A 22,496-nucleotide genomic window follows, 5' to 3' on the forward strand; every position below is an offset into this window, starting at 1 on the left:
GGGCCGCACCGCGAGGTGCGGCCCCGGCCACCTGCTTTTTGGGTGAATTTCCGGCTGATTTTTCGGGCCGCTCTCTTGCCCACTTTCTGGCAGGTCGAAACTCGAACGACTCCGCGCGCTCCCCGCGCCCGTGCGGGTGGCGTCCGCGAGGCGCGTCGTCACACGGCCAGCACCGCACGGACCGTCTTGCCGCCCAGGCCCGTGCTGACGACCTCCAGGCTGTGGGCGAGCTGCTGGACCATCGCGAGCCCGCGCCCGCTCTCCGATTCCGTGTCCAGCCGGCCGACGCGAGGCCGCCCCGGGCTGTCGTCGTGGACCTCGACGGTCAGCTGCCCGTGCCCCAGCTGCAGGCGCAGCCGACAGCCGCTGCGGCCGTGCCGTACGGCGTTGGCGACGAGTTCGGAGGCGATCAGCGTGGCGTCGTCGACCTGATCGGCGGTCGGTGCCGCCATCCGTGGCCGCGGCCGGGTGAGGAACGCCGACGTCAGCCTGCGGGCCCTGCCCGCCGAGACGGCCGCACGCGGCAGGGTGTACTCCACACGGGCGGTCGGCCGGACGGCGCGCTGGTGCGCACGCATGACGGACACCTCTCTTCCCCTCCCAGGACAACCGGTACCCGGCCCGGCGACTCCATCCCCGCCGACCGGCACCCGCGCGAAACGGTGCGCGGCCGGTCCTGCCTCCGGGTGATGCCCGCCCCTGGTGATCCGCAACCAGCGCCTTACGTCACAAAGCCGCTAAGGGTGTACAGCGGTTGTGCGTGCCGGGACGGATGAGCAGTTCCCGTACGACCCCGGCGACCTCTGCCGGCACCTCCTCGGCCATGAAGCGGCGCTGCACGACCACCCCGCTCCGAGTGCGCCCACGCCCGCCTCCGCCCCGCCGCCGGTGAACTCGCGGGTGCGGGAAGCGGTTTGCTCACGCTCGGCCCCGTCGAGTGGTGGCTGACGGAGATGCGGCGCGGTAGGAGGATGGCGCGGGTAGGAGGACGGGGCGTGCCTCAGTGGGGGGCCGGGCCGGGCCGGTCGAGCATGCGGAAGTCCGCGTAGTCGAAGCCGGGGGAGACCAGGCAGCTGACCAGGACCTCCTGGCGCGTCGCCGGGCGGGCGGACTGCCAGACACCGCCGGGGACGAGGACTTGGGGGCGCTCGCCGTTCTCGACGGCGGGGCCGAGGCGGACCACCGTCGGTTCGGGGGAGGGCGCGTCGCCGTCGCCGCCGAGGAGGAGTTCCAGGGGGCCGCCGCGGTGCCACAGCCACAGTTCGTCGGAGCGCACGGTGTGCCAGGCGGAGGTGTCGTCGGGGGTGAGCAGGAAGTAGATGGCGGTCGCGGCGGCGCGGGGCCCGGGATAGCCGTCGGGGCGGAGGGCGTGCGGCGCCGCCCATGTCTCGACGAACCAGCCGCCCTCCGGGTGCGGTTGCATGCCCAGCGCGGCGGCCAGCGGCGGGGTTTCGGAAGAGGTCTCGCGGGGGGCCTCGGAAGCGGGTCCGGGTGAGGTCATCACATGGCTGTATCACGCAGGCGAAAACGGTTCAACCAACTCCGGGTGCACCCGCCGGCATGTCTGAAAGGGTGTGGTCATGCCGACCCTTCACAGAAAACTGCTAGGGCTGCTTCCCCGGATAGGGGTGCGGGTTCTGGATCTCGGTTCGGGTACAGCGGTGCTCTACCGGCGGGGTGAGCGCAGACGCGTTCCGCTGGGGCCGGGGGCCGACCTGGTGCTGCGCGGCAGGCCCGCGGCCTGGAAGAACGTGCCGCTGGGCGACACCGGCGCGCGTCTCCTGCTCGACGAGAAGGCGACGGCGGCCGACGAACGCCGCTTCCAGCTGGCGGCGGCCACCTACCTGTGCGGCCAGCACGTCGCCGCCCTCCTCGACCGGTACGAGGTGAACTGCGTCTTCGACGTGGGGGCCAACTCCGGCCAGTACGGACGGCAGCTGCGCCGCCTCGGCTACACCGGCCGGATCGTCTCGTTCGAACCCACGGCGGAGGCGTTCGCGAAGCTCCGGAAGGCAGCCGAGGGGGACCCCGAGTGGGCGGTGCACCACCTCGGGCTGGGGCGCGAGGACGCGACCCGGTCCATCCACGTGGGCTGGAACACCATGAACTCCCTTCTCCCGCCCAGCGAGTACGGCAAGGACCGCTACAAGCGGTTCGCGAAGACCCGTACCGAGGACATCGAGATCCGCCGTCTCGACGGGCTGATGGACAAGGCGCTCGACGGCCTCACCGATCCGCGGCCCTATCTGAAGATGGACACCCAGGGGTACGACCTGGAGGTGTTCGCGGGCGCCGGTGACCGCGTCGCCGACTTCGTCGCCATGCAGTCGGAGGTCGCGACGCTGCGGCTGTACGAGGGCAGCCCCCGTATGGGCGAGGCGATCGCCGTGTACGAGGAGAGCGGGTTCGAGATCACGGGCATGTACCCGGTGTCCAGGGAAGCGGCGACGGGCCGCGTGGTGGAGTTCGACTGCGTGATGGTGCGGGCGGCTGCCGTACCGGCCCCGGAGGACTAGGGCGCCCCACTAGGGCGTCTCCGGCATGATCCGCCGGGCAGGTCCTGGTCACGCCGGGCAGGCAGGCCCAGGTCACGCCGGATAGGCGTGCGTCTGGGTCGCCTTCACCGTCGCCCACACCGGGGCGCCCGGGTGCAGGTCGAGTTCCGCCGCGGCGACCGTCGTCAGGTCGGCGGCGAGCGGGAGTTCGCCGGTGAGGTCCGCGCGGATCTGGTCGCCGTGGGTCTCCAGGCCGCCGACCCGGCACTGCCACAGGTTGCGGGCGCTGGAGCCGGTGGGGCGGTCGCGGTGGAGGGTGACGGCGCCGGGCGGGAAGGCGACGAAGACCGGTCCGGTGAGGTCCTCGGTCGTGGTGATCGCCGGGCCCGCGTCCAGCCGTACGGTGTGGCCCTCCGCCTGTCCCCGGTAGAGGTTGAGGCCGACCAGCTGGGCGATGTAGTCGGTGCGCGGATGGCGGGCGATGTCCGAGGGGGCGCCGTCCTGGACGACGCGGCCGTGCTCGATGACGACGAGCCGGTCCGCCAGCACCATCGCGTCCAGCGGGTCGTGTGTCACGAGGACGGCGAGGGCCTCGAAGTCGGCGAGGTGGCGCCGGAGTTGGGCGCGCACATCGAGCCGCGTACGGGCGTCGAGCGCGGCCAGCGGTTCGTCCAGCAGAAGCAGCCGGGGGTGGGTGGCCAGCGCGCGGGCGAGGGCGACACGCTGCGCCTGCCCGCCGGAGAGGCGACGCGGCTTGGCTCCGGCGTGGTCGGCCAGGCCCATGCGCTCCAGCCAGGCGGCGGCCTGTGCCCGGGCCGCCGCCTTCGGCACGCCCTGGCAGCGCGGTCCGAAGGCCACGTTGTCGAGTGCGGAGAGGTGCGGGAAGAGCAGGTAGTCCTGGAAGACGACGCCCACCGGGCGGGATTCGGGCGGCGTACGGTCCAGGGCCGCGCCGTCCAGCCGCAGCCGGCCGCCCTCGGACAGCGGGGTGAGCCCGGCCAGGGCGCGCAGCGCGGTGGTCTTGCCGGCACCGTTCGGCCCGAGCAGCGCGACGACGTCGCCGGGGGCGGCGGCCAGCGCGATGTCGAGGTGGAAGGCGCCCCGGCGGACGACGATACGGGCGTCGAGTCCCTCGCCGGAGGCGGGCTTCTGGCCGGGGGCGGGGAAGAGGTCCGTCATGACGCCGCCGTCATCCAGCGGTCCCGCAGGCCCGCCAGTACCGCGATCGACACCACCAGCAGGACCAGGCTCAGGGCGATCGCGGCGGCCGGGTCGCTCTGCAGGGCCAGGTACACGGCCAGCGGCATGGTCTGGGTGCGGCCGGGGAAGTTGCCCGCGAAGGTGATCGTCGCGCCGAACTCGCCGAGCGCGCGGGCCCAGGCCAGCACGGACCCCGCCGCGATGCCGGGCGCGATCAGCGGCAGCGTGACCCGGCGGAACGCGGTGAAGCGGGAGGCGCCCAGCGTCATCGCGGCCTCCTCGTAGCGCGGATCGGCGGCCCGCAGCGTGCCCTCCACGCTGATGACCAGAAACGGCATCGCCACGAACGACTCCGCGACCACCACCCCCGCCGCGGTGAACGGCAGCGTGATCCCGAAGGCCGAGTCCAGCCACTGCCCGACGACGCCGTTGCGGCCGAGCGCCAGCAGCAGCGCCACACCGCCCACCACCGGGGGCAGCACGAGCGGCAGCGTCACCAGCGCTCGTACGACACCGCGCCCCGGGAAGTCCGTCCGGGCGAGCAGCCAGGCGAGCGGGACGCCCAGCACCAGGCTCACCGCCGTGGCCGCCGTGGCGGAGATCAGCGACAGCTGGAGGGCCTGCCAGACCGCCGTACTGGTCAGCTGGTCCGGCAGGCTGCGCCAGGGGGCCCGTACGAGAAGGGCGATCAGGGGGAGGAGCAGGAAGGCCAGGCCGACGAGGGCGGGCAGCAGCAGCGGAAGCGGCACCCCGCTCCGCACCCGCCCACGCACCTCGTCCCGCGCCCCGCCCCGCACACGGCGACGCCGCGGCCCGGCCCCGCGGGTGTCGCCACCCGCGAGCACCTCGGCCGCGGCGTCGGACTTGTCCAGCCCGGTCATGGGCTCGGTCACGGCTGCACCTCGGTCACGGCTGCAGGAACCCCGCAGCGGTCAGCACCTTCTGGCCCTCGGCGGACTGCACCAGCTCGATGAACGCCTTCGCCGCGGCCGCGTTGGGGGCATCCTTGAGCAGGGCGATCGGGTAGTCGTTGATGGCCTTGGCCGACTCGGGGAACTCCACGCCCTCCACCTTGTCCCCCGCCGCCTTCACATCGGTCTTGTAGACGACGGCGGCGTCGGCCTCCTTCAGCTCCACCTTCGTCAGGGCGCTCTTGACGTCCTGCTCGTACGAGACCGGGGTGAGCTTGAGGCTGCCGGCGTCCAGCGCCTTCTGCGCGGCGGCACCGCACGGCACCGTCTTGTCGCAGAGTACGACCTTGAGCCCGGACTTGGTGAGGTCCTTCAGGGAGGCGACCTTGTCGGGGTTGCCGGGCAGGGTGGCGATCTCCAGCTGGTTGCGGACGAAGGTGGACGGGGTGCCCACCGCGTCCTTCTTGTCCGTCACGATCGCCATCGTCTTCGGGCTGGCGGCGGCGAAGACGTCGGCCGGGGCGCCGCCCGTGATGCTCGCGGCGAGCGTGTCGCTGCCGCCGAAGCTGAAGGTCACCTTCGTGCCGGGGTGGGCCTTCTCGAACTCCTTGCCCAGCGTCGTGAAGCTCTCCTTGAGCGAGGCGGCGGCGAAGACGGTCACCGTGCCGGAGAGCTTCGAGGTGTCCTTGGCGGAGGCCGAGGAGTCCGGCTTGGACGACGAGCCCGAGCCGGAGGAGCAGGCGCTCAGAGCCAGCAGCGCGGCGGCACCCGCACCGGCCACCTGCAGGGTCCGGCGGGTCCGGCGAGCGTAACGGGTCATCACGGGGCTACTCCTCTGACTCTTCAGGTACGCATGCGGGGACGCTTGTGACGGTTCAGGTGTGCGGGCCGACGCCTCAGCTGGGCATGCGCCGATCATACTGCCGCAGATGCAAGCGGGAAGTCTCCTGTCTCATCGCATGAGCTGCACGATCGTGGTTGGGATGTACGCATGTGCGTTTGTACGGGACGGGCGGCTGGGTACGGTCATCGGGGAGGTGGTGCCGAGTGAGCAGCCCGTTTCTGACCCAGCCGCCCGCTCCTTCCCTGGCGGAGCCGGCCCTGACCGGAGACCTCGTCCGGCCCGCCCGGCCGACCGTGGCGGACCTGAAGGCCTGGCCGCAGCACCGGGTCGAGGTCAGCTTCGAGTGCGCCACCAGCGGCGTCCAGCACCACCGCTTCCGGGGCCCGCTGCTGCACGACGTCCTGCGCGACGCGGGGCCCGTCTTCGACCCCGCCCGCCGCAAGGACCGCCTGCGCTTCCTCATCGCGGCGACCGGGGCGGACGGCCACCACGCCCTGCTGACCTGGGCCGAGATCGACCCCGACTTCGCGCATGCGCCGGTCCTGCTCGCGGTCGGCATCGACGACACCCCGCTCGACCGGGCGGGCCCCCAGCTGGTCCTGCCCCAGGACCGCTGCGGCGCCCGGCACACCAGCGGCATCAACGCGATCCGGGTGGACGGGCGCTACCCGTCATGGACGTAGGGCGGACATGTCTGCGAGCCTGATCCGTCAATGGTCGACGGTCGACTGTGGGCAGTCGACGGTTCGACGTCGACGGGAGGTCGCGGATGCTGCTGCGTCAACTGGAGTACCTGGTGGCGCTCGCCCGGGAGCGGCACTTCGCCCGCGCCGCGGCCGCCTGCTATGTGTCGCAGCCGTCGCTCTCCGCCGCGATCCGCCGCCTGGAACACGAACTGGACGTCCCGATCGTGCGCCGGGCCAGACGGTACGAGGGCCTGACTTCGGAGGGTGAGGTCGTACTGGCCTGGGCGCACCGCATCCTCGCCGAGCGCGACGCCCTCCACCAGGAGCTGTCGGCGCTGCGCGGCGGCCTGACCGGCACCCTGCGGCTGGGCGTCGTCCCCACCGCGCTGCCCGCCGCCTCCCTGCTCACCGCCCCGTTCTGCGAGCGGCATCCACAGGCCAGGGTGAGCCTGGAGTCGCTGTCGTCCGCCGAGATCACCCATGGCCTCGCCGAGTTCGAACTGGACGCGGCGATGACGTACCTCGACGACGACGAGCTCCGTCACGTACGCCGCTTCCCGCTGTACGAGGAGCGGTATGTGCTCCTCACTCCGGTGGACGGCCCGCTGGCGACGGCGACGACGGCACGCTGGGCGGAGGCCGCGGCCCTGCCCCTGTGTCTGCTGAGCCCGCGGATGCGCAACCGGCGGATCATCGACGAGTGCTTCGCCGCCGACGGCGCGACGGCCGCACCGGTGATCGAGTCGGACAGCGTCGCCGGGCTGTACGCGCATCTGCCGGTCGGCCGCTGGTCCAGCGTGATCTCGCACGCCTGGCTGCACATGTTCGGGGTGCCGGACGGGATGCGGGTGGTGCCGCTGGAGGGGCCGGCGCACGGGCCTCGGGTCGGGATCGTCGTCGCGCGGGACGACCCGCCCTCCGTGCTCGCCGAGGCACTGGTGAAGTCGGCGCGGGAGGCGCGGGTGCGGGACGCGCTGGACACGCTGCTGCACACGTACCTCGACGGCGGGGGCTCATAGCCGCGGGCTATCCGGGCATAGCAACGTTCGCTTTGACCAGCGGAATCGACCCCGAGGATGGTGAAAGGCACCTTCCGACAACGGAGTTGAGGAGAGCCGCGACATGGCCAAGGTGCTCTGCGTCCTGTACGACGACCCGACCGACGGATACCCGACGACGTACGCCCGGGACGATCTCCCCGTCATCGACCACTACCCCGGAGGCCAGACCACGCCCACCCCGAAGGCGACCGACTTCGCCCCGGGCCGGCTGCTCGGCAGCGTCACCGGCGAACTCGGGCTGCGCCGCTTCCTGGAGGAGCGCGGCCACACCCTCGTCGTCACCTCCGACAAGGACGCCCGCGACGGCTCCGGCTCGGTCTTCGACCGTGAACTGCCCGACGCGGACGTCGTCATCTCGCAGCCGTTCTGGCCCGCCTACCTGACCCCCGAGCGGATCGCCGCCGCCAAGAACCTCAAGCTGGCGATCACGGCGGGCATCGGCTCCGACCACGTCGACCTCGACGCGGCCATCGCACACGGCGTGACCGTCGCCGAGGTGACGTACTGCAACAGCATCAGCGTCGCCGAACACGTGGTGATGATGACGCTCTCGCTGGTACGGAACTACCTCCCCTCGCACCAGGTGGTGCTCGACGGCGGCTGGAACATCGCCGACTGCGTGGCCCGCTCGTACGACCTGGAGGGCATGCACGTCGGCACGGTCGCGGCCGGGCGCATCGGCCTGGCCGTACTGCGGCGTCTGGCGCCCTTCGACGTCAAGCTGCACTACACCGACCGCCACCGGCTCCCCGACGAGGTCGAGCGCGAACTGGGCCTGACCTTCCACGAGAGTGCCCAGGACATGGCGCCGCACTGCGACGTCGTCACCATCAACGCGCCGCTGCACCCCGAGACGGAGGGCCTGTTCGGCGACGCGCTGCTCGCCACGATGAAGCGCGGTGCCTATCTCATCAACACGGCCAGGGCGCGCATCGTGGACCGGGACGCGGTCGAACGCGCCCTGCGCAGCGGCCGGCTGGCGGGTTACGCCGGTGACGTCTGGTATCCGCAGCCGGCTCCGGCGGACCACCCGTGGCGCAGCATGCCGCACCACGGCATGACCCCGCACATCTCCGGCTCCTCGCTCTCCGCGCAGGCCCGTTACGCGGCGGGCACGAGGGAGATCCTGGAATCCTGGCTGGACGGCACACCGATCCGCGACGAGTACCTGATCGTCGACGGCGGGGCGCTGGCGGGGACGGGGGCGCACTCGTACTCGACGGCTGCCTCCTGACGCCTCCTGATGCCGCCTGAGCCGTAGGTCCGCTCAGGTGCGATCGATGTGCACGTTGGTGGACTTCACCCGTGCCGTGGCCTCCATGCCGACCTCCAGGCCCAGTTCCTCCACGGCCTCCCGGGTCAGCAGGGAGACCAGCCGGTGCGGGCCCGCCTGGATCTCGACCTGGGCCGCGACATCGCCGAGCTTGACGGCGGTGACGATGCCCGGGAACGCGTTGCGGACCGAGGTGTAGGAGGCGTCCTCCTCGCCGTCGGTCTTCGCGAGCTCGACGGAGAACGCGGCGAGATCCCGCCCGTCGATGAGCCGCCGCCCGCCCTCGTCCCGATGGGTGGCCACCCGCCCGGCGTCCGCCCACCGCCGGGCGGTGTCGGGGCTCACGCCGAGGAGCCGGGCGGCCTGGCCGATGGTGTAGGACTGCATACGCGCCAAGATAGGCAGCAGATCATTGCACCTGCAAGGAAAGCCGTGGGCGTGGTCCGGTCGGGCAGACGTCCGAAGGCCCCGAAGTCCGCTGTCCTGTCGGCTCGTAAGGCCCCTGGCCCGTAGGGCGGAGTAGGGTGAGCGGACCGAGGGCATGTCGTACGCCGGTGGTAGTGCCGGTCTCGTCCTCGGTTCACGACGACGCCGGGAAGAGCACCGCCCGGGGCGGGTCGCGCCCCTGGGACGCCCCCTGAGCCCGCGCCGCACGACACGCACCACCGGTAGTCGCCGGAGTCCGCGCCGCATGGCATGACGCGTCATCTGAGCCCGCGCACCGGATGAATCACCGGCACGTCCCCGAAGGCGTGCCCCAGACAGGAGCGCCTTCATGGCCACCGTCATCGAACCCCTGCCGTCCCAGCCCCGCGCCCGGCTGCGTCTGGCGCCGCACAGCGTCCTGCCGCGGCGCATCGACGGGGCCTGGTGGCCCCGCTCCCGCGATCTGCTCACCGAACTCCCGCTGCTGATCGGCGCGTTGCCTCGGACGTGGGGCCAGATCACCGCCGTCACCGTGAACACGGCGATGTGGCCGGCGTCGCCCGGACGCATGCTCGTCGCCAACCATGTCGTACGGCTGCGCAGGTCGACCGGGTCGCACGGGCGGCACACGGTCTGCCTGCTCAGCCAGGGCCGGGGCCGCTGGGACCTGCTGGTCGTCCCCCCGGAGGTCGACGCGGTGGACGCCGAGCCACTGATGGCGGCCGCGGCGGTGGGCACCCGCTGACGGGAACCCGACCGCACGACTGACCCGCCCCGGCCTGCACACGGCCGTCGCCGAGCAGCCCGGCAACACGGCCGCCGCCGAAGGGCTCGCCGACGCGGCCGTCGCCGAGCCGCCCGGCAACACGGCCGGCGCCGAAGGGCCCGGCAACACGGCCGCCGCCGAGCGGCACCCCGCGGGCATGGTCCGCGTCGGCCCCGCGCACGGCCTGAGCCACGGTCCCGGAGAGCCGCTCGGACAAGGTGACGGCGGGCTTCGGCACCGGCTGAAGCGCGATCGCGTGCAGCGTGACCCGCCGACGGACGGGACTCGCCGACGGACAGCGCTCTCGGTGCGCGACCCGGCGCAACCCGGAAGCGCGCCTGTCCCTCCTACAGTGCAGTCGAAGGAACCCGGGTACGACGCACCGAGAGGACTGTCCGTTGGCCCGTCAGTTGTCCCGCCGCAGGTTCATGGTCTACACGCTGGCGGCGTCCACCCTGACCGTCGCCGCCCCGCTCGGCTGCGACGGTTCGTCGGCGGAGGGCGCCGAGCCCACCGCGGCGGGCGTGGGCACCCCGTCCGACGTTCTGGTGACCGGCGAGGACGAGGAGATGCTGGTCCTGGAGGTCACCCCGGCCAACAAAGTCGTCGTACGGCTGCCCCGTGTCGAGGTCGGCCAGGGCATCACGACCGCGGTCGCCATGATGATCGCCGAGGAGCTGGACGCCCGGCTCGCCGACGTCGAGATCCCGCTCGCCGAGGCCCGGAACAAGGGGAACCAGTACACCGGCGGTTCCAGCTCGGTCCGTTCGCTGTACGGACCCGCCCGCGAGCTCGCCGCCACCGCGCGCGCCAAGCTGTTGACCGCAGCCGCCCGGCGCTGGCACCTCTCCGTCGGCCTGCTGCGCACCCGGGACACGATGGTGGTCGCCCCCGACGGGCGTACGGCCACCTTCGGGTCGCTGACCGAGAGCGCCGCCAGGATCCACCATCCCGCCCTGCGGGCCGAGCCCAAGCCGGCCTCCCGGCACCGGGTGATCGGGCAGCCGACGAACCGGATCGACGCACGCGACATCGTGACGGGGGCGGCGAAGTACGCCGGGGACCTGTCGGTCGCCGGGGCGAAGCCGACCGTCGTCGCGCGGCCGCCGACGCTCGGCGGGAAGGTCGTCTCGGTCGACGACCGGGCGGCCCGCGCGCTGCCCGGCGTCCACGCGGTCGTCCGGATCGCCGGTGGCGTCGCCGTGGTGGCGGACTCCTTCCACCATGCCTTCAAGGCCCGGGACGCGCTGCGGATCAGGTGGGCGCCGGGCCCGCTCGCGGCTCTGTCGGACGCCGCCATCCGCTCCCGGCTGCGCGCCGCCGTCCCCCCGCTCGGGACCCCGCTGCTCGGCACCCGGCAGGTGACGGGCGAGTTCGAGTTCGCCTTCGTCAGCCACGCGCCGATGGAGGTGCTGACCGCGGTGGCGGACGTGCGCGCCGGCCACGCCGAGATCTGGTTCTCCTCGCAGACGCCGACGGACGCGCGCGACACCATCGCCTCGCTGGTCGGGCTGCCCGCGTCGAAGGTCCGGGTCCATGTCATGCGGGGCGGCGGCTCGTTCGGACGCCGGCTGAACTACGACGCCGCGATCGAGGCGGCCCAGATCTCCAAGGCCGCACACCGCCCGGTCAAGCTGATGTGGACGCGGAACGACGACATCCGGCACGGCCGGATGCGGCCGGCCAGCCACCACCGCATCCGGGCCAGCCACGCGGGGGGCCGGGTGGTGGCCTTCACCCACATGATGGCCTCGGTGAACGAGTCGTACGGGAAGGGAGGCCCGGCCGCCCAGGGCGGTGCGACGGGCCGGGTGACCACCGCCGTTTCCGGTGCACGGACCTCGGCCGCGGGCCCCCTCCCCAGCGACGACGGCCTCTACAACTTCGGCCGCGTCTCAGGGGATTCGGGCGGCGTGGAACTGGCGATGCCCCTCGGAGCCTGGCGCTCGGTGGACTCCGGAACGATGCGGACCGCGGAGGAGATCGTCGTCGACGAGGTCGCGGCGAGCCTCGGCGAGGACCCGGTCGCGTTCCGCCGTACGACCCTGAGGAGCAAGGCCGTCAAGGCCGTACTCGACAAGGTCGCGACCGCCGGCGACTGGGGCCGGACCATGCCGGCGGGGCGGGCCCAGGGCGTGGCCGTGCACGAGGAGTACGACTCCTGCGTGGCCTGCCTGGTCGAGATCGACGCCACCGACCCGAAGAACCCCCGGGTGACCAAGGTGGTGATGGCGGCCGACGTGGGAACGGCCGTCAATCCGCGCGGACTTGAGGCCCAGCTCATGGGCACCGCCGTCGACGGCATCTCCACCGTGCTGAGGGCCGGCCTTCACATCGACCGGGGCGCCGTCCGCGAGGGCAGCTTCGCCGACTTCCACTACGCCCGACAACGGGACGCCCCGCTGCACTTCGAGGCGCACATCATGCCCTCCCGGCGGGACCCCGGCGGGGCGGGCGAGCTCGGCGTCCCCGCCGCGGCCGGAGCCGTCGCCAACGCCTACGCCCGCGCGACGGGCACCCGCCCCCGCCGCTTCCCCCTCACCTTCTGAGCCTCCCGCGACTTCCGAGCCTTCTGCGACTTCTGAGCCTCCCCCGCGACTTCTGAGTCCCCCCGCGACTTCTGAACCCGCCGGGAAACCTGAACCCGCTGCGAATCCTGAGACGGTGCTGCCGATGCCCTCCTACTCCTTCGTCCTCAACGGGAAGCCGGTCACCGTCGAGGCACCGGCCGACATGCCGCTGCTGTGGGTGCTGCGCGACCTGCTGGACGTCACCGGGCCCAAATACGGCTGCGGTGTCGGCGTCTGCCGCGCCTGCACCAGCCATCTCGACGGCGCGGAGGTCCAGCCCTGCGTCGTGCCGGTCGCGGACTGCGCCGGCCGCGCGGTCACCACCATCGAGGGACTGGCCGACGGCGACACACTCCACCCCGTCCAACAGGCCTGGCTCGACTGCGATGTCGCCCAGTGCGGTTTCTGCCAGCCCGGGCAGATCATGGCCGCCGCGGCGCTCCTCAAGAAGACGTCCAGCCCATCGGACGCCGACATCGACCGCATCGAGAACGTCTGCCGCTGCGGGACCTACTCCCGGATCCGCGAGGCGATCAAGAAGGCGGCGGCCCACGACTGACGAGAACGCGTTCGGGGAACCTCGGCGCTTGACCATGCGTTGACCAACAGACCGCATTGGTAAGCGAGTTGAAGCTGAGCGCAACGAGGTCCCACCCCCACGACGCTTCTCTTCACGGAGGCCCGGAATCATGCCCCGGATCCATCCTCAGTCGTCCCGTCCTCAGTCGTACGAACGTCGACCGGCCGATCCTCAACCGGCCGATCCTCAGTCGTCCCGCCGACAGGCGTCCCGGCGCGCCCTGCTCGGGGGTGCCGCGGTCACCGCGCTCGCGGTGGCGATCGGCACCGGTACCGGCACGGCGCATGCCGCTACCTCGGCCGCGGCCGGCCCATGGCCGACCGAGTTCCCGCTCCCGAACGGTTTCCTCCCCGAGGGGATCACCATCGGCACAGAGCCGTACGCCTACCTGGGTTCCCGCGCCGACGGCGCCATCCGCCGCACCGACCTGCGCACCGGCGAGGGCGAGGTCATCCACGAGGGCGGTACCGGCCTGGTGTCCGTCGGGCTGAAGCTGGACGAGGACGGACTGCTGTACGTCGCCGGGAGCACCGGAGTCGCGCGTGTCGTCGACTCCCGTACCGGCGAACTGCTGACCAGCTACCAACTGACCGACCCGACCGGGCACTTCATCAACGATGTCATCCTGCTGGGCGACCGGGCATGGTTCACCGACTCGCGCGACGCCGTGCTCTACGGCATACCGCGCGGGCGCGAGGGTGAGCCCCGCGCGCTGCCACTCACCGGCGACTGGGTCCAGACGCCGGACGTGAACAACGCGAACGGCATCGTCGGCACCCCCGACGGCCGCGGCCTGATCGTCGTCAGCAGTTCCCCCGGCAGGCTCTACCAGGTGAGCCTCAGGACGGGGTACGCCACCGAGATCGCGCTGATCGGCGCGGACACCGTCGTCAACGGCGACGGGCTCCTCCGTATCGGCCGCACGCTGTACGTCGTACAGAACCGGCTGAACGTCATCAGTGTGTTCGACCTCGACGCCAGGGCCACCACCGCCACCCTGCGCCGCACGATCACCGACGCGCGCTTCGACGTCCCCACCACCGTCGCCCGCTGGGGCCATCGCCTCTACCTGGTCAACGCCCGCTTCACCAGCCCGCAGACGCCCGACACGAGCTTCAACGCCGTCGCCGTCTCCCTCTGACGGCGTTCAGGATGCCGTCCGACGGTCTTCCGCTCTGATCTGAGTGAGCGGGAGTCTGATGTGAGTGAGCGGGAACGTGTGCGCTAGCTGCTGGGCGATTCCTTCGCGGCGCGGCGGTACTCGGCGTTGATGCGCTGAGCCTCCTCGAGCTGGTCCTCGAGGATGACGATGCGGCATGCGGCCTCGATCGGGGTGCCCTTGTCGACGAGCTCACGGGCGCGCGCGGCGATGCGCAGCTGGTACCGGGAGTACCGGCGGTGCCCGCCCTCCGAGCGGAGCGGCGTGATCAGACGGGCCTCACCGATGGCGCGGAGGAAGCCCGGGGTGGTGCCGAGCAACTCTGCGGCACGCCCCATGGTGTAGGCGGGGTAGTCGTCGTCGTCCAGACGACCGCTGAGCGGGGTATCTGCTGTCATGTCACCTCGTAGTGCAACGCGTCGAGGGGCCTTGGTGCCGAACGGCACCAAGGCCCCGAAGGAAATTGAACACCATCTGTCGGCTCTACTGCTGTGCCGACCTTCTGTATCCGCTGCCCGGCCCGGGAGAGGGACGGGTATGCGGGGATCGCGACTGCGTGACCGGGGACCACCTTCCATTCCGGGGTCTTGCGGTACCCGGGCCGAAGAGCTTCTCGGGCCGGGCGATCCTGATGGCGTCTGCTCCTCCGTTCTTCCTCTGAAACGACTACTTGCGAACTGGTACTGCGGTACTCCATCGGTGTTGCGTACTACTGGTGTCGCGAACTGCTGGTGTTGCCTCGGTGGCCCCTCGGTCTGCGGGCCACCACCCGCCAGTTCGTGTCTGGCAGGTCTCTCTGACTGTGTCTACGGAAGAAACCTTAGCCAGACCGATGGGCAATGTCTACTCTCGTCAGAGTAGATTTCGGTTCACTTGAAAGGTACATATCCTGCGACCCACGACACCTGGTGTCGGTGTGGGCCACAGGGGGGTGGGGTCGCGGCGGGCCCGCTGAATAGAATGGGCTCTCATGTCGAACCCTGACGAGCTGCTCGTTGACATCTGCGCCATGGTGGAGTCCGAGCACAGCAATCAGATGTCGCTGACCGTGGTCGTCGGCGGCACCGTCATCACCGGCCGGCTGGCTCCCGAATCCGTCTGGAGGGAGCGGGTGTCGGAGGTCCTCAAGGACTCGGACCGTCTCGGCCCGTTCTCCGACGTGTTCGCCGCCCACCGGGCGAAGCGCCGCCCCGACCGCGGCGAGGCGCCCACGCATCTGCACTTCCATCTCGCCCGGATCCTGCAGGGCAGCCTGGGGATCCCCGAGACCGGCGGGATGTACCGCGTCGCGATCAAGGACGTCAGCGCCTGGACCGTGGGCGATTTCAGCTACTCCGACCAGTAGGAGGCTGTTCCCCTAACGCGATGAGGGCCCTGCCGACGTGTGTCGGCAGGGCCCTCACTGCTGTTCCGGCTGTTCTTGTCGCGGCCTCCGCGCAGGTGCCGGGGTCGCGGTTTCCGCGCGTCCGCGCGGCTGTCCTCAGACCTCCAGGGGCGCGGGACTGCCGAGCAGCGCCGACGCGTTCTGGATCGGGGTGAGGACACGCGTGACGGGCGCGGGCTCGGGGCCGCCCTGGCAGGTGAAGCCGAGGCGGGCCATGGCCCGGGTGACTTCCCCGGCGGTGAAATCCCGGCGGTCCTGTCGGGTGATGACCTCGCCCACCTGCTTGACGGGGTAGTGGCGGCGGCCGATGATCACGGACTCACCCGTGATGGGCTCGGGTTTGATGCCCTTCATCGAGTCCACCACTCCACTCTTGGTGAGGTCGAACGGATACCGGGCGATGACGCAGCGCATGATGCCTCACAGGGGGACGGAGAAGGGCGACGAGAGGGCCACCTCGACGGTCATGACGGTCATGTCGTCACAGACCCTCGGCGCGGACCCGTCCAGAGGTGGGGGAGCTGTCCGAGACGAAGGAGCTGGGCCGCCCCTGACCGCTGCGGCCACGGCGTCCCCGAAACGAAGAGCCGGACGACGAACCGGACGGCGATCCGGTCGAAGAACCCGACAGCGAGCCCGACGGCGAACCCGACGGCGAACCGGATGACGAACGGGCCGAAGAGATCGATGAAGAGCGCGACGACGACCGCGAAGAAGACCGTGACGACGACCTCGACGACGACCGTCCCGAAGAAGACGTACCGCGTCGCGAGCGTTCGCGTTCCACCACCGGCATGGTGATGACGACCGGGACGCCCGTGGGGGCCTGGGCACCGGTGATGCGGCTCAACTCCGCCTCACCCGCCCGCACTTGAGTGGTCTGCGGGGTGATCCCGGCGGACGCCATCAGCCGGCTCATGCCGCGCCGCTGGTTGGGGGTCACCAGGGTGACCACGCGGCCGGACTCACCGGCGCGGGCCGTCCGGCCACCACGGTGCAGGTAGTCCTTGGGGTCGCTGGGCGGGTCCACGTTCACCACCAGGTCGAGGTGGTCGACGTGGATCCCGCGGGCCGCGACATTGGTCGCCACCAGCACCGTCACATGCCCGTTCTTGAACTGGGTGAGGGTCCGCGTGCGCTGCGGCTGGGACTTGCCGCCGTGCAGGCCCGCGGCGCGGACGCCGCTGTTCAGCAGGTGCTCGGTGAGCCGGTCCACCGCGTGCTTGGTGTCCAGGAACATCATCACCCGGCCTTCGCGCGCCGCGATCTCGGTGGTCGTCCGGTGCTTGTCCGCGTTGTGCACGTGGAGGACGTGGTGCTCCATCGTGGTGACCGTCGCCGCCGACGGGTCGACGGAGTGGACCACCGGGTCGCTCAGGTAGCGCCGCACGAGCAGGTCCACGTTGCGGTCCAGGGTGGCCGAGAAGAGCATCCGCTGGCCCCCGCTGCGCACTTGGTCGAGCAGGGCGGTGACCTGGGGCATGAAGCCCATGTCGGCCATCTGGTCGGCTTCGTCGAGGACGGTGGTGTCGATGCCGTCCAGCCGGCAGTCGCCCCGGTCGATGAGGTCCTTGAGCCGGCCCGGCGTCGCGACGACGACCTCGGCGCCGGCGCGCAGGGCTCCGGCCTGCCTGCCGATCGGCATCCCGCCGACCACGGTGGCCAGCCGCAGCCGCACGGCGCGGGCGTACGGCGTGAGCGCGTCGGTGACCTGCTGGGCGAGCTCGCGGGTGGGGACGAGGACGAGGGCGAGCGGCTGCCGCGGCTCGGCGCGCCGGCCGGCCGTACGGGCCAGCAGCGCGAGGCCGAAGGCGAGGGTCTTGCCGGAACCGGTGCGGCCACGGCCGAGGACGTCACGGCCGGCGAGGGAGTTCGGCAGGGTCGCCGCCTGGATCGGGAACGGCACGGTCACGCCCGCGTGGCCGAGCGCGGTCAGCAACGGCGCGGGCATGTCGAGATCGGCGAACGACTCGACGGCGGGCAGCCCGGGGGTGATCGTCGTCGGCAGCGCGAACTCGCCCTGCGGTGCGGTCTGTCGACGTCCGTGGCTTTCGGGACGGCGCGGTGCCCCGGAGCGGCCGCCACCCCAGCCGGCGCCCGAATTTCCGGTGCGGGTGCGAGTGTGTGTACGAGGGGAGCGGTCATTCTGGCGTGCGCGGTTCATGCGGAACCTTCCTTGATGTGGCACGTATCAAGGAATTCCCGCAGCACATGAGCGGCGCAGAGAATTGCAAGAACGAGCCAAAGGCAATGGGATCGCTTACATTTCCGTAAGGCGCCCTGAAATGCAGCGAGCTGGGGCCCGCACCCCACGGTGCGGGCCCCAGCTGCGAAATGTGCGTCAGCGTCAGGCGGGAACGATGTTCTCGGCCGTCGGGCCCTTCTGGCCCTGTGCGATGTCGAACGACACCTTCTGGCCTTCCTGGAGCTCGCGGAAGCCCTGGGCGGCGATGTTCGAGTAGTGGGCGAAGACGTCGGCGCCGCCGCCGTCCTGCTCGATGAAGCCGAAGCCCTTTTCCGCGTTGAACCACTTCACGGTGCCAGTAGCCATGTCAAATCTCCTTGGGGCAGAGCTAGAGAGTCCACACTGTGTGGACCCACGTCGCCGCGATGATTGCCCCGTCCGGGAAATTCATTGGGAAATGCACCGGAAAAACTTTGGGAACCACAACTGCAACTGAGAACGACAGTAGCATGGCGCGATCGTTCGTGCACAATTTTGAATTCCGCTCCGCCTGTCGGGCAAGGAATTCTCATCGTGAGTCGCGCCGATATCTCACTTCCCCGCCACAGATATTGATCCGCCCGGGCCGCAGCGTTGCTCCGCGGGTACCCCTACCCCGCCCGACGAGCGAAGGCCGCTGCCCGCGCCCGCCGTTTCGGATCGAACGCGTCGGTCGCCCCCGCGCCCTCGTCGCCCGGACCCGCGTTCCAGGCCCCGATCCTGCGCGCGACACCCTTCACCTTCGGGTGCCCGGGCTTGAGGGCGATCTCGAAATGCGACTCCTTCGGTGAGCGCAGGTCACCGCCCCAGACCACGCTGCCGTCCAGCTCCGCCAGGATGTCCCGGACGACCAGCAGTTCGTTCGGGTAGAGGCCTCCTCGGACCCCGGCGGGGTAGGCGTGGGCGCGGATCGTCAGGGCCGTACCGGAGAGGTGGTTGGACTCGTGGCGTTCGCGGATCCGGCGCGACCGTCTGTGGCCGAGCACGTCGCCCTCGCGGAGCGGAGCTATCTCGTAGTGGAAGCGCCGGGCGACATACAGCAGGATCACCGCCGCGTTCCCCTTGGCCAGCTCGACCGTCCGGCCGCTGCCCTCGACGGCGAACCGCTCGGCCTGTTCCAGGACCGGCCAGCCGTTCGCCGACCGGGCGTCCCGCCAGATCCCGTTCCGCGCCGGGAGCGCGGCCTTAGAGCCCGCCCCCTGTGTCGGCAGCGCGGCTCCGGAGCCCCCCGGCTGTGCCGGCAGCGCGGCCGCCGGTCCCGCCGTGCCGACCGTGCCGAGCGCCAGCGCGCCCGCGACCCCCGCCGTGGCACCGACGAACCGGCGCCGTGACACCTCAGGAACCCTCATGACTTCCCCCTCTTCGCTCTCACACGGGTGATCGCCGTCCACCCCGCGGCTCCCGCACAGCCCGCGAGGGCGACGAACAGCACGACCAGCGCCGGGTTCACCCACGGCGGGACGAGGTCGTCATGGGCGTTGCACCGCTCGTGCAGCGGGAAGAGCCGGCGCTGGTCGCGCCAGTGCTCGGCCCGGTACCGCTCGTCATAGGTCCAGCCGGCGGCGGCACAGGTCTCGTCGATCTCATGGCCGCCGGAGAACACACCCACGGCGTACGTGAATCCCAGCAGGAGCGCCGCTACGGCGGTCAGGGCCAGCCACCCGGCGGGTCCCGGTGTCCGTCGGCGCACTGTGCGTCACTCTTTCCTTCGGCCGGCCGCGCGCAGGTACTTCTCGTGGTTCGCCCGGTACGTCGCCCGCATCCTGCGTTCGGTGCCGGTGCGGGCGAGCAGTTCGTCGGCGAAGCCCTGCTCGAACCGCTCCAGCTTGTCGTAGTCGATCGTCTCGGGGAGCGCGGCCCCGCCCCGGACCGCGATGAGGTACTTCTGGGCGGCGACGACCCGCGCGTCGTCGAACGCGGTGAGCACGTTGTGCGCGAGGAACTTGCAGTCCTCGGCGTTGGTGAAGCGCTGCTGGTAGTAGTCCGTGAACCGGTGCAGCCCGCCGCCGCCGTTGTAGTGGTCGCGGACCGCGCTCGCGATGTCCTTTCCGCCACGCACGACGTTCGCCAGGAGGTAGCCGTCGGCGTCCTCGATCAGGTCGTTGAAGCCGAAGCTGGAGGCCACGCCGATCTTGGCGAACTTCTCCTGGCAGAAGGTGTAGCCGGAGGCGTATCCGGAGTTGCGCCAGTCCGCGTAGAGCGTCATCAGGTCACCGCCCCAGCCCGCCACGTCCCCGCCGTTGACGCTCTTGGGGTTGTCCGGCCGCGGGGTGACGAAGTGTCCGTTGGCCGTGGCCATCAGGTGCTCGGCGCCCAGTTCGTACCCGGTGAAGGGGTCCGTGAAGTCCGTCATCACGCTCATGCCGCGACCGTTGGCGAAGGTGATGAAGTCGCCGTCGTAGCCGCCGATCAGGAAGTCCCACTGGTAGTCGCCGTAGGACTCGTGGCGGATGTACTCCATGACGAGCTGGTTCGGGTTGCCCTTGCCGTACGCCTGGGCGATCGCGTACAGGCGGCCGACGTAGTCGATGAAGCCGTCGGCCGGTCCCGCCGCCTTGCCGATGGAGTTCTGGCCCCGGTCCGCGCCGGAGACCACGTCGCGGTCCAGGTCGAACACATCGGATCCGTTGCTGACCTGGAACTCCTTGATCTGGTTGAACGACCAGTTCGCCGGGAGCGGGAAGCCGAGGTTGCCGGAGAATCCCCAGGACATGCCGGAGACGAAGGAGTAGCGGGCGCCGGTCTTGGTCGTGACGTTGGTGCACACGTTCCGGGACCCGTACACCCCGTGTATGTACCGCTTGCCGTTGTAGGCGAGGCCGGCGGCCACGCCGTGGAAGTACGGGACGATCGCCGCGTCGATCTCGTCCTGGGTGGCGTCGTAGTCGACCGCGAAGTAGATCGGTGTGCCCCGGTTGAAGCCGTAGTCGGCGGCCAGCTTGTGCGCGTTCAGGGCGTGCATGTAGCCCTGGGTGTAGGTGAAGTCGCCGATCTGGCGGGCGTTGTCCTGGTAGATCGGGAAGACCGTCAGACCGGCACCGAAGATCGTCTGGAGCTCGCCGGGCTTGATCTCCTTGTCGAGCGTGGACCCCGGCGGGTCGTAGAGGTAACGGCCCACCACCCGGTAGCTGTTGTCGTACAGCCACTTCGCCCGGGACGTGGTGATCTCGAACCGGGTGTCGGACCCGGTCGCGGGACGGTCCGGGTCACCCGTCGACACCAGGAGCTGGGCCCACGTCTGGTAGTCGGAGCGGCCGGAGTCCGCGAGCCGGGAGAAGCTCTGGAAGGCGCGGACGAACTCGGCCAGCTTGGCGTCGTAGGTGCCGCGCCACGTCGTCGACGTACCCGCGTTGCTTCCCCCGCTGGGGACCGGCGAGTTGAACACGCAGGCCGCGGAGAACAGCTGCACGAAGATGCCGGAGTCGCCCTCGCCGAGGTTCTTCGTCTTCAGGCCGGCCTGCGTGGCCGGACCGAAGTTGCCGTTCGGGGAGGTGATGCCCAGCTCGTACTGGATGGCGATCATCAGGGCCTTCTGGACGTCCCGGGAGTAGATCCCGTCGCAGGGGCCGATGCTGTACGCGTCCCGCTGCCAGTAGCGCCCGTTGAGCCACTGCTGGATCGCCCGGACGTCGTCCGTGCCGCCGGCCACCCGGACGTAGGCGTCCATGTTCAGGATGCACTTGAAGAGCTTCGGGGTGGTCTGGCCGCCCGTCGTGCCGCTCCCGCCGTCCGGTAAGCCCATGTCGAGGCGGAGCGACTTGACGGCCTCGGTGGTCACCGCGCCGTACTCGCCATAGCCGTTGGCGCCCCAGTAGCCCTTGCAGAACAGGCCGTGCTGGATGATGCGGACGATGTTGGCGTTCTGGTTCCAGCCGAACCCGATGTCGCCGAGGGCCGCGACCTTCGCCATCGTGGTGGGGCCGAAGCTCGCGACGACGGGGCTGATGCCCAGCTCGTGCTGGAGGCCCATGATCAGGGAGTACATGGTGCCCCAGCCGGTACGGCCGTCCTCCGGGCACCGCTGGTAGCCGGCGACGTTCCCGTACGTGGCGTTCACCCATTGCTGAGCATCGAGAACCTTCTCGTCCAAGGCGCCCACTCTCCTCATGCCGCTACGAGGCGACACCGGCCCGTACGGGGGCGTCGGTCGGGGAAGGCGGCGATCCCATCTGGCCTGGTGCCGTGCGCCGGACCATAGCCGACGGAACTCTCAATTCCCTCTTTTCCGTCAGTAGTCGATGCTCGGGTACCAGTCGCCGCGGCCCCGCGGGGTCAGGTCGAGGAGATGCCAGACCGGGGCCAGCAGGTCGATGCCGCGCTCGGCGATGTCATCGGCCAAGCGGGGGTGCGCGGAGTAGACATGCCGGACCGTGCCGTCGCCGTCGCGGGTGAAGACGGAGACCGTGGAGTCCTGCTCGCCGTCCTTGTCCTCGCTGCCCAGGTCGTACTTGAAGGTGCTGTCGCCGCAGCTCAGGAGCCGCAGCCGGTCCCAGCCTCGGTTGCGGGAGTGCTGCCGCAGGGTGGGCGGGTCGGCCGCCGCGGCGACGGCGAAGTCGGCGTTGCGGCCGAGGTGGTGGGCGATGCCGTTGAAGCCGTCGATCCACAGGGTGCACATCGGGCAGGGGCTGGTCTGCAGCTTGCCGTACATGAAGTGGTAGACGATCAGCGGCCGGTCCGGGGCGGTGAACAGTTCGCTCAGGGTGACCTCGCGCACCGGTGCGTCGCCGCTGTCGAGGCCGGCCGGCCCCTCCAGGAAGACGTAGTCGTCGACCGGCGGCCCCGGCGGGAGCGCCCGCCGCTGGGCCGCGACCCTCTCACGGTGGCGCATGAGCTCGATCTCGGCCAGGCGCAGCTCTTCACGAGCGGCGAGGTAGTCCGCGGATTCCGCGTCCAGTCTGGTGTGCCGCAACATCGCGT

23 protein-coding genes are annotated in these 22,496 nt (G+C 70.9%); 9 read left to right on the plus strand and 14 right to left on the minus strand.

The features are described from left to right. Nucleotides 1-158: 158 nt before the first annotated feature. Nucleotides 159-578, minus strand: coding sequence for an ATP-binding protein (locus ACFVXA_RS35025; protein WP_362022233.1), 420 nt, complete (start codon nucleotides 576-578; stop codon nucleotides 159-161). A 422-nt stretch (nucleotides 579-1,000) separates the two neighbouring features. Beyond that, nucleotides 1,001-1,501, minus strand: a complete 501-nt coding sequence (locus ACFVXA_RS35030) for a cupin domain-containing protein (protein ID WP_389936566.1) — start codon at nucleotides 1,499-1,501, stop codon at nucleotides 1,001-1,003. Between the two features lie 79 nt (nucleotides 1,502-1,580). On the opposite strand from ACFVXA_RS35030, the gene ACFVXA_RS35035 reads away from it, so the two are divergent. Further along, nucleotides 1,581-2,516, plus strand: a complete 936-nt coding sequence (locus ACFVXA_RS35035) for an FkbM family methyltransferase (protein WP_362022228.1) — start codon at nucleotides 1,581-1,583, stop codon at nucleotides 2,514-2,516. A 72-nt stretch (nucleotides 2,517-2,588) separates the two neighbouring features. On the opposite strand, the gene ACFVXA_RS35040 is transcribed toward ACFVXA_RS35035, so the two are convergent. The 3 genes from ACFVXA_RS35040 to modA are packed head-to-tail and all read right to left on the minus strand — an operon-like array spanning nucleotide 2,589 to nucleotide 5,426. Then, complete coding sequence (locus ACFVXA_RS35040; RefSeq protein WP_390028240.1) at nucleotides 2,589-3,674, minus strand: ABC transporter ATP-binding protein; 1,086 nt, start codon at nucleotides 3,672-3,674, stop codon at nucleotides 2,589-2,591. Next, the gene (locus tag ACFVXA_RS35045; protein ID WP_390028270.1) at nucleotides 3,671-4,576 is read right to left on the minus strand and encodes an ABC transporter permease; all 906 of its coding nucleotides are present in this window, start codon (nucleotides 4,574-4,576) and stop codon (nucleotides 3,671-3,673) included. Before ACFVXA_RS35045 ends, ACFVXA_RS35040 begins: the two co-directional genes overlap by 4 nt. 25 nt (nucleotides 4,577-4,601) lie before the next feature. Then, nucleotides 4,602-5,426 carry a molybdate ABC transporter substrate-binding protein gene (gene modA / locus ACFVXA_RS35050; RefSeq protein WP_384024082.1) on the minus strand — a complete coding sequence of 275 codons (825 nt, stop codon included), beginning with the start codon at nucleotides 5,424-5,426 and terminating at the stop codon, nucleotides 4,602-4,604. Nucleotides 5,427-5,653: 227 nt separating this feature from the next. On the opposite strand from modA, the gene ACFVXA_RS35055 reads away from it, so the two are divergent. The 3 genes from ACFVXA_RS35055 (at nucleotide 5,654) to ACFVXA_RS35065 (ending at nucleotide 8,431) form a co-directional block, all read left to right on the plus strand. Further along, nucleotides 5,654-6,133, plus strand: coding sequence for a molybdopterin-dependent oxidoreductase (locus ACFVXA_RS35055; protein ID WP_390028242.1), 480 nt, complete (start codon nucleotides 5,654-5,656; stop codon nucleotides 6,131-6,133). A gap of 86 nt (nucleotides 6,134-6,219) precedes the next feature. After that, nucleotides 6,220-7,155 (plus strand): LysR family transcriptional regulator, encoded by a 936-nt coding sequence (locus ACFVXA_RS35060; protein ID WP_383909359.1) that lies wholly within the window; start codon nucleotides 6,220-6,222, stop codon nucleotides 7,153-7,155. Nucleotides 7,156-7,258: 103 nt separating this feature from the next. Next, complete coding sequence (locus tag ACFVXA_RS35065) at nucleotides 7,259-8,431, plus strand: NAD-dependent formate dehydrogenase (RefSeq protein WP_390028243.1); 1,173 nt, start codon at nucleotides 7,259-7,261, stop codon at nucleotides 8,429-8,431. A gap of 33 nt (nucleotides 8,432-8,464) precedes the next feature. Here the strand turns inward: ACFVXA_RS35065 and ACFVXA_RS35070 are convergent, their stop codons facing one another. Then, nucleotides 8,465-8,857: a helix-turn-helix transcriptional regulator gene (locus ACFVXA_RS35070; RefSeq protein ID WP_362022209.1), complete on the minus strand. Its 393-nt coding sequence runs from the start codon at nucleotides 8,855-8,857 to the stop codon at nucleotides 8,465-8,467. A 388-nt stretch (nucleotides 8,858-9,245) separates the two neighbouring features. Here ACFVXA_RS35070 and ACFVXA_RS35075 point away from each other — a divergent pair, with 388 nt between their 5' ends. The 4 genes from ACFVXA_RS35075 to ACFVXA_RS35090 all read left to right on the plus strand — a co-directional run bounded on the left by ACFVXA_RS35075 (nucleotide 9,246) and on the right by ACFVXA_RS35090 (nucleotide 13,953). Beyond that, the gene (locus ACFVXA_RS35075; protein ID WP_362022207.1) at nucleotides 9,246-9,641 is read left to right on the plus strand and encodes a DUF5994 family protein; all 396 of its coding nucleotides are present in this window, start codon (nucleotides 9,246-9,248) and stop codon (nucleotides 9,639-9,641) included. A 449-nt stretch (nucleotides 9,642-10,090) separates the two neighbouring features. Continuing rightward, complete coding sequence (locus ACFVXA_RS35080; protein ID WP_390028271.1) at nucleotides 10,091-12,211, plus strand: molybdopterin cofactor-binding domain-containing protein; 2,121 nt, start codon at nucleotides 10,091-10,093, stop codon at nucleotides 12,209-12,211. Between the two features lie 124 nt (nucleotides 12,212-12,335). Continuing rightward, nucleotides 12,336-12,791 carry a (2Fe-2S)-binding protein gene (locus tag ACFVXA_RS35085; protein ID WP_362022204.1) on the plus strand — a complete coding sequence of 152 codons (456 nt, stop codon included), beginning with the start codon at nucleotides 12,336-12,338 and terminating at the stop codon, nucleotides 12,789-12,791. Between the two features lie 130 nt (nucleotides 12,792-12,921). Further along, nucleotides 12,922-13,953 (plus strand): SMP-30/gluconolactonase/LRE family protein, encoded by a 1,032-nt coding sequence (locus tag ACFVXA_RS35090; RefSeq protein ID WP_390028244.1) that lies wholly within the window; start codon nucleotides 12,922-12,924, stop codon nucleotides 13,951-13,953. 83 nt (nucleotides 13,954-14,036) lie between these two features. Here the strand turns inward: ACFVXA_RS35090 and ACFVXA_RS35095 are convergent, their stop codons facing one another. Continuing rightward, nucleotides 14,037-14,369 (minus strand): MerR family transcriptional regulator, encoded by a 333-nt coding sequence (locus ACFVXA_RS35095; RefSeq protein WP_362022201.1) that lies wholly within the window; start codon nucleotides 14,367-14,369, stop codon nucleotides 14,037-14,039. A gap of 572 nt (nucleotides 14,370-14,941) precedes the next feature. On the opposite strand from ACFVXA_RS35095, the gene ACFVXA_RS35100 reads away from it, so the two are divergent. After that, nucleotides 14,942-15,316, plus strand: coding sequence for a hypothetical protein (locus ACFVXA_RS35100; RefSeq protein ID WP_362022198.1), 375 nt, complete (start codon nucleotides 14,942-14,944; stop codon nucleotides 15,314-15,316). Nucleotides 15,317-15,451: 135 nt separating this feature from the next. Here ACFVXA_RS35100 and ACFVXA_RS35105 read toward each other — a convergent pair whose 3' ends face one another. The 7 genes from ACFVXA_RS35105 to ACFVXA_RS35135 form a co-directional block, all read right to left on the minus strand. Beyond that, nucleotides 15,452-15,769: an SCO5918 family protein gene (locus tag ACFVXA_RS35105; RefSeq protein WP_362022195.1), complete on the minus strand. Its 318-nt coding sequence runs from the start codon at nucleotides 15,767-15,769 to the stop codon at nucleotides 15,452-15,454. Between the two features lie 67 nt (nucleotides 15,770-15,836). After that, nucleotides 15,837-17,519, minus strand: a complete 1,683-nt coding sequence (locus ACFVXA_RS35110) for a DEAD/DEAH box helicase (RefSeq protein WP_383745897.1) — start codon at nucleotides 17,517-17,519, stop codon at nucleotides 15,837-15,839. A gap of 183 nt (nucleotides 17,520-17,702) precedes the next feature. Next, nucleotides 17,703-17,906: a cold-shock protein gene (locus ACFVXA_RS35115; protein WP_030224351.1), complete on the minus strand. Its 204-nt coding sequence runs from the start codon at nucleotides 17,904-17,906 to the stop codon at nucleotides 17,703-17,705. A 284-nt stretch (nucleotides 17,907-18,190) separates the two neighbouring features. Then, nucleotides 18,191-18,928 (minus strand): hypothetical protein, encoded by a 738-nt coding sequence (locus ACFVXA_RS35120; protein WP_390028245.1) that lies wholly within the window; start codon nucleotides 18,926-18,928, stop codon nucleotides 18,191-18,193. Next, nucleotides 18,925-19,269, minus strand: a complete 345-nt coding sequence (locus ACFVXA_RS35125; protein WP_362022186.1) for a hypothetical protein — start codon at nucleotides 19,267-19,269, stop codon at nucleotides 18,925-18,927. Before ACFVXA_RS35125 ends, ACFVXA_RS35120 begins: the two co-directional genes overlap by 4 nt. Nucleotides 19,270-19,275: 6 nt before the next feature. After that, nucleotides 19,276-21,687, minus strand: coding sequence for a glycoside hydrolase domain-containing protein (locus ACFVXA_RS35130; RefSeq protein WP_389471077.1), 2,412 nt, complete (start codon nucleotides 21,685-21,687; stop codon nucleotides 19,276-19,278). A 120-nt stretch (nucleotides 21,688-21,807) separates the two neighbouring features. Continuing rightward, the gene (locus tag ACFVXA_RS35135; protein ID WP_390028246.1) at nucleotides 21,808-22,491 is read right to left on the minus strand and encodes a DUF899 family protein; all 684 of its coding nucleotides are present in this window, start codon (nucleotides 22,489-22,491) and stop codon (nucleotides 21,808-21,810) included. Between the last annotated feature and the right edge of the window lie 5 nt (nucleotides 22,492-22,496).

Source organism: Streptomyces sp. NPDC058246, assembly GCF_042881985.1.
Classification (GTDB): Bacteria; Actinomycetota; Actinomycetes; order Streptomycetales; family Streptomycetaceae; genus Streptomyces.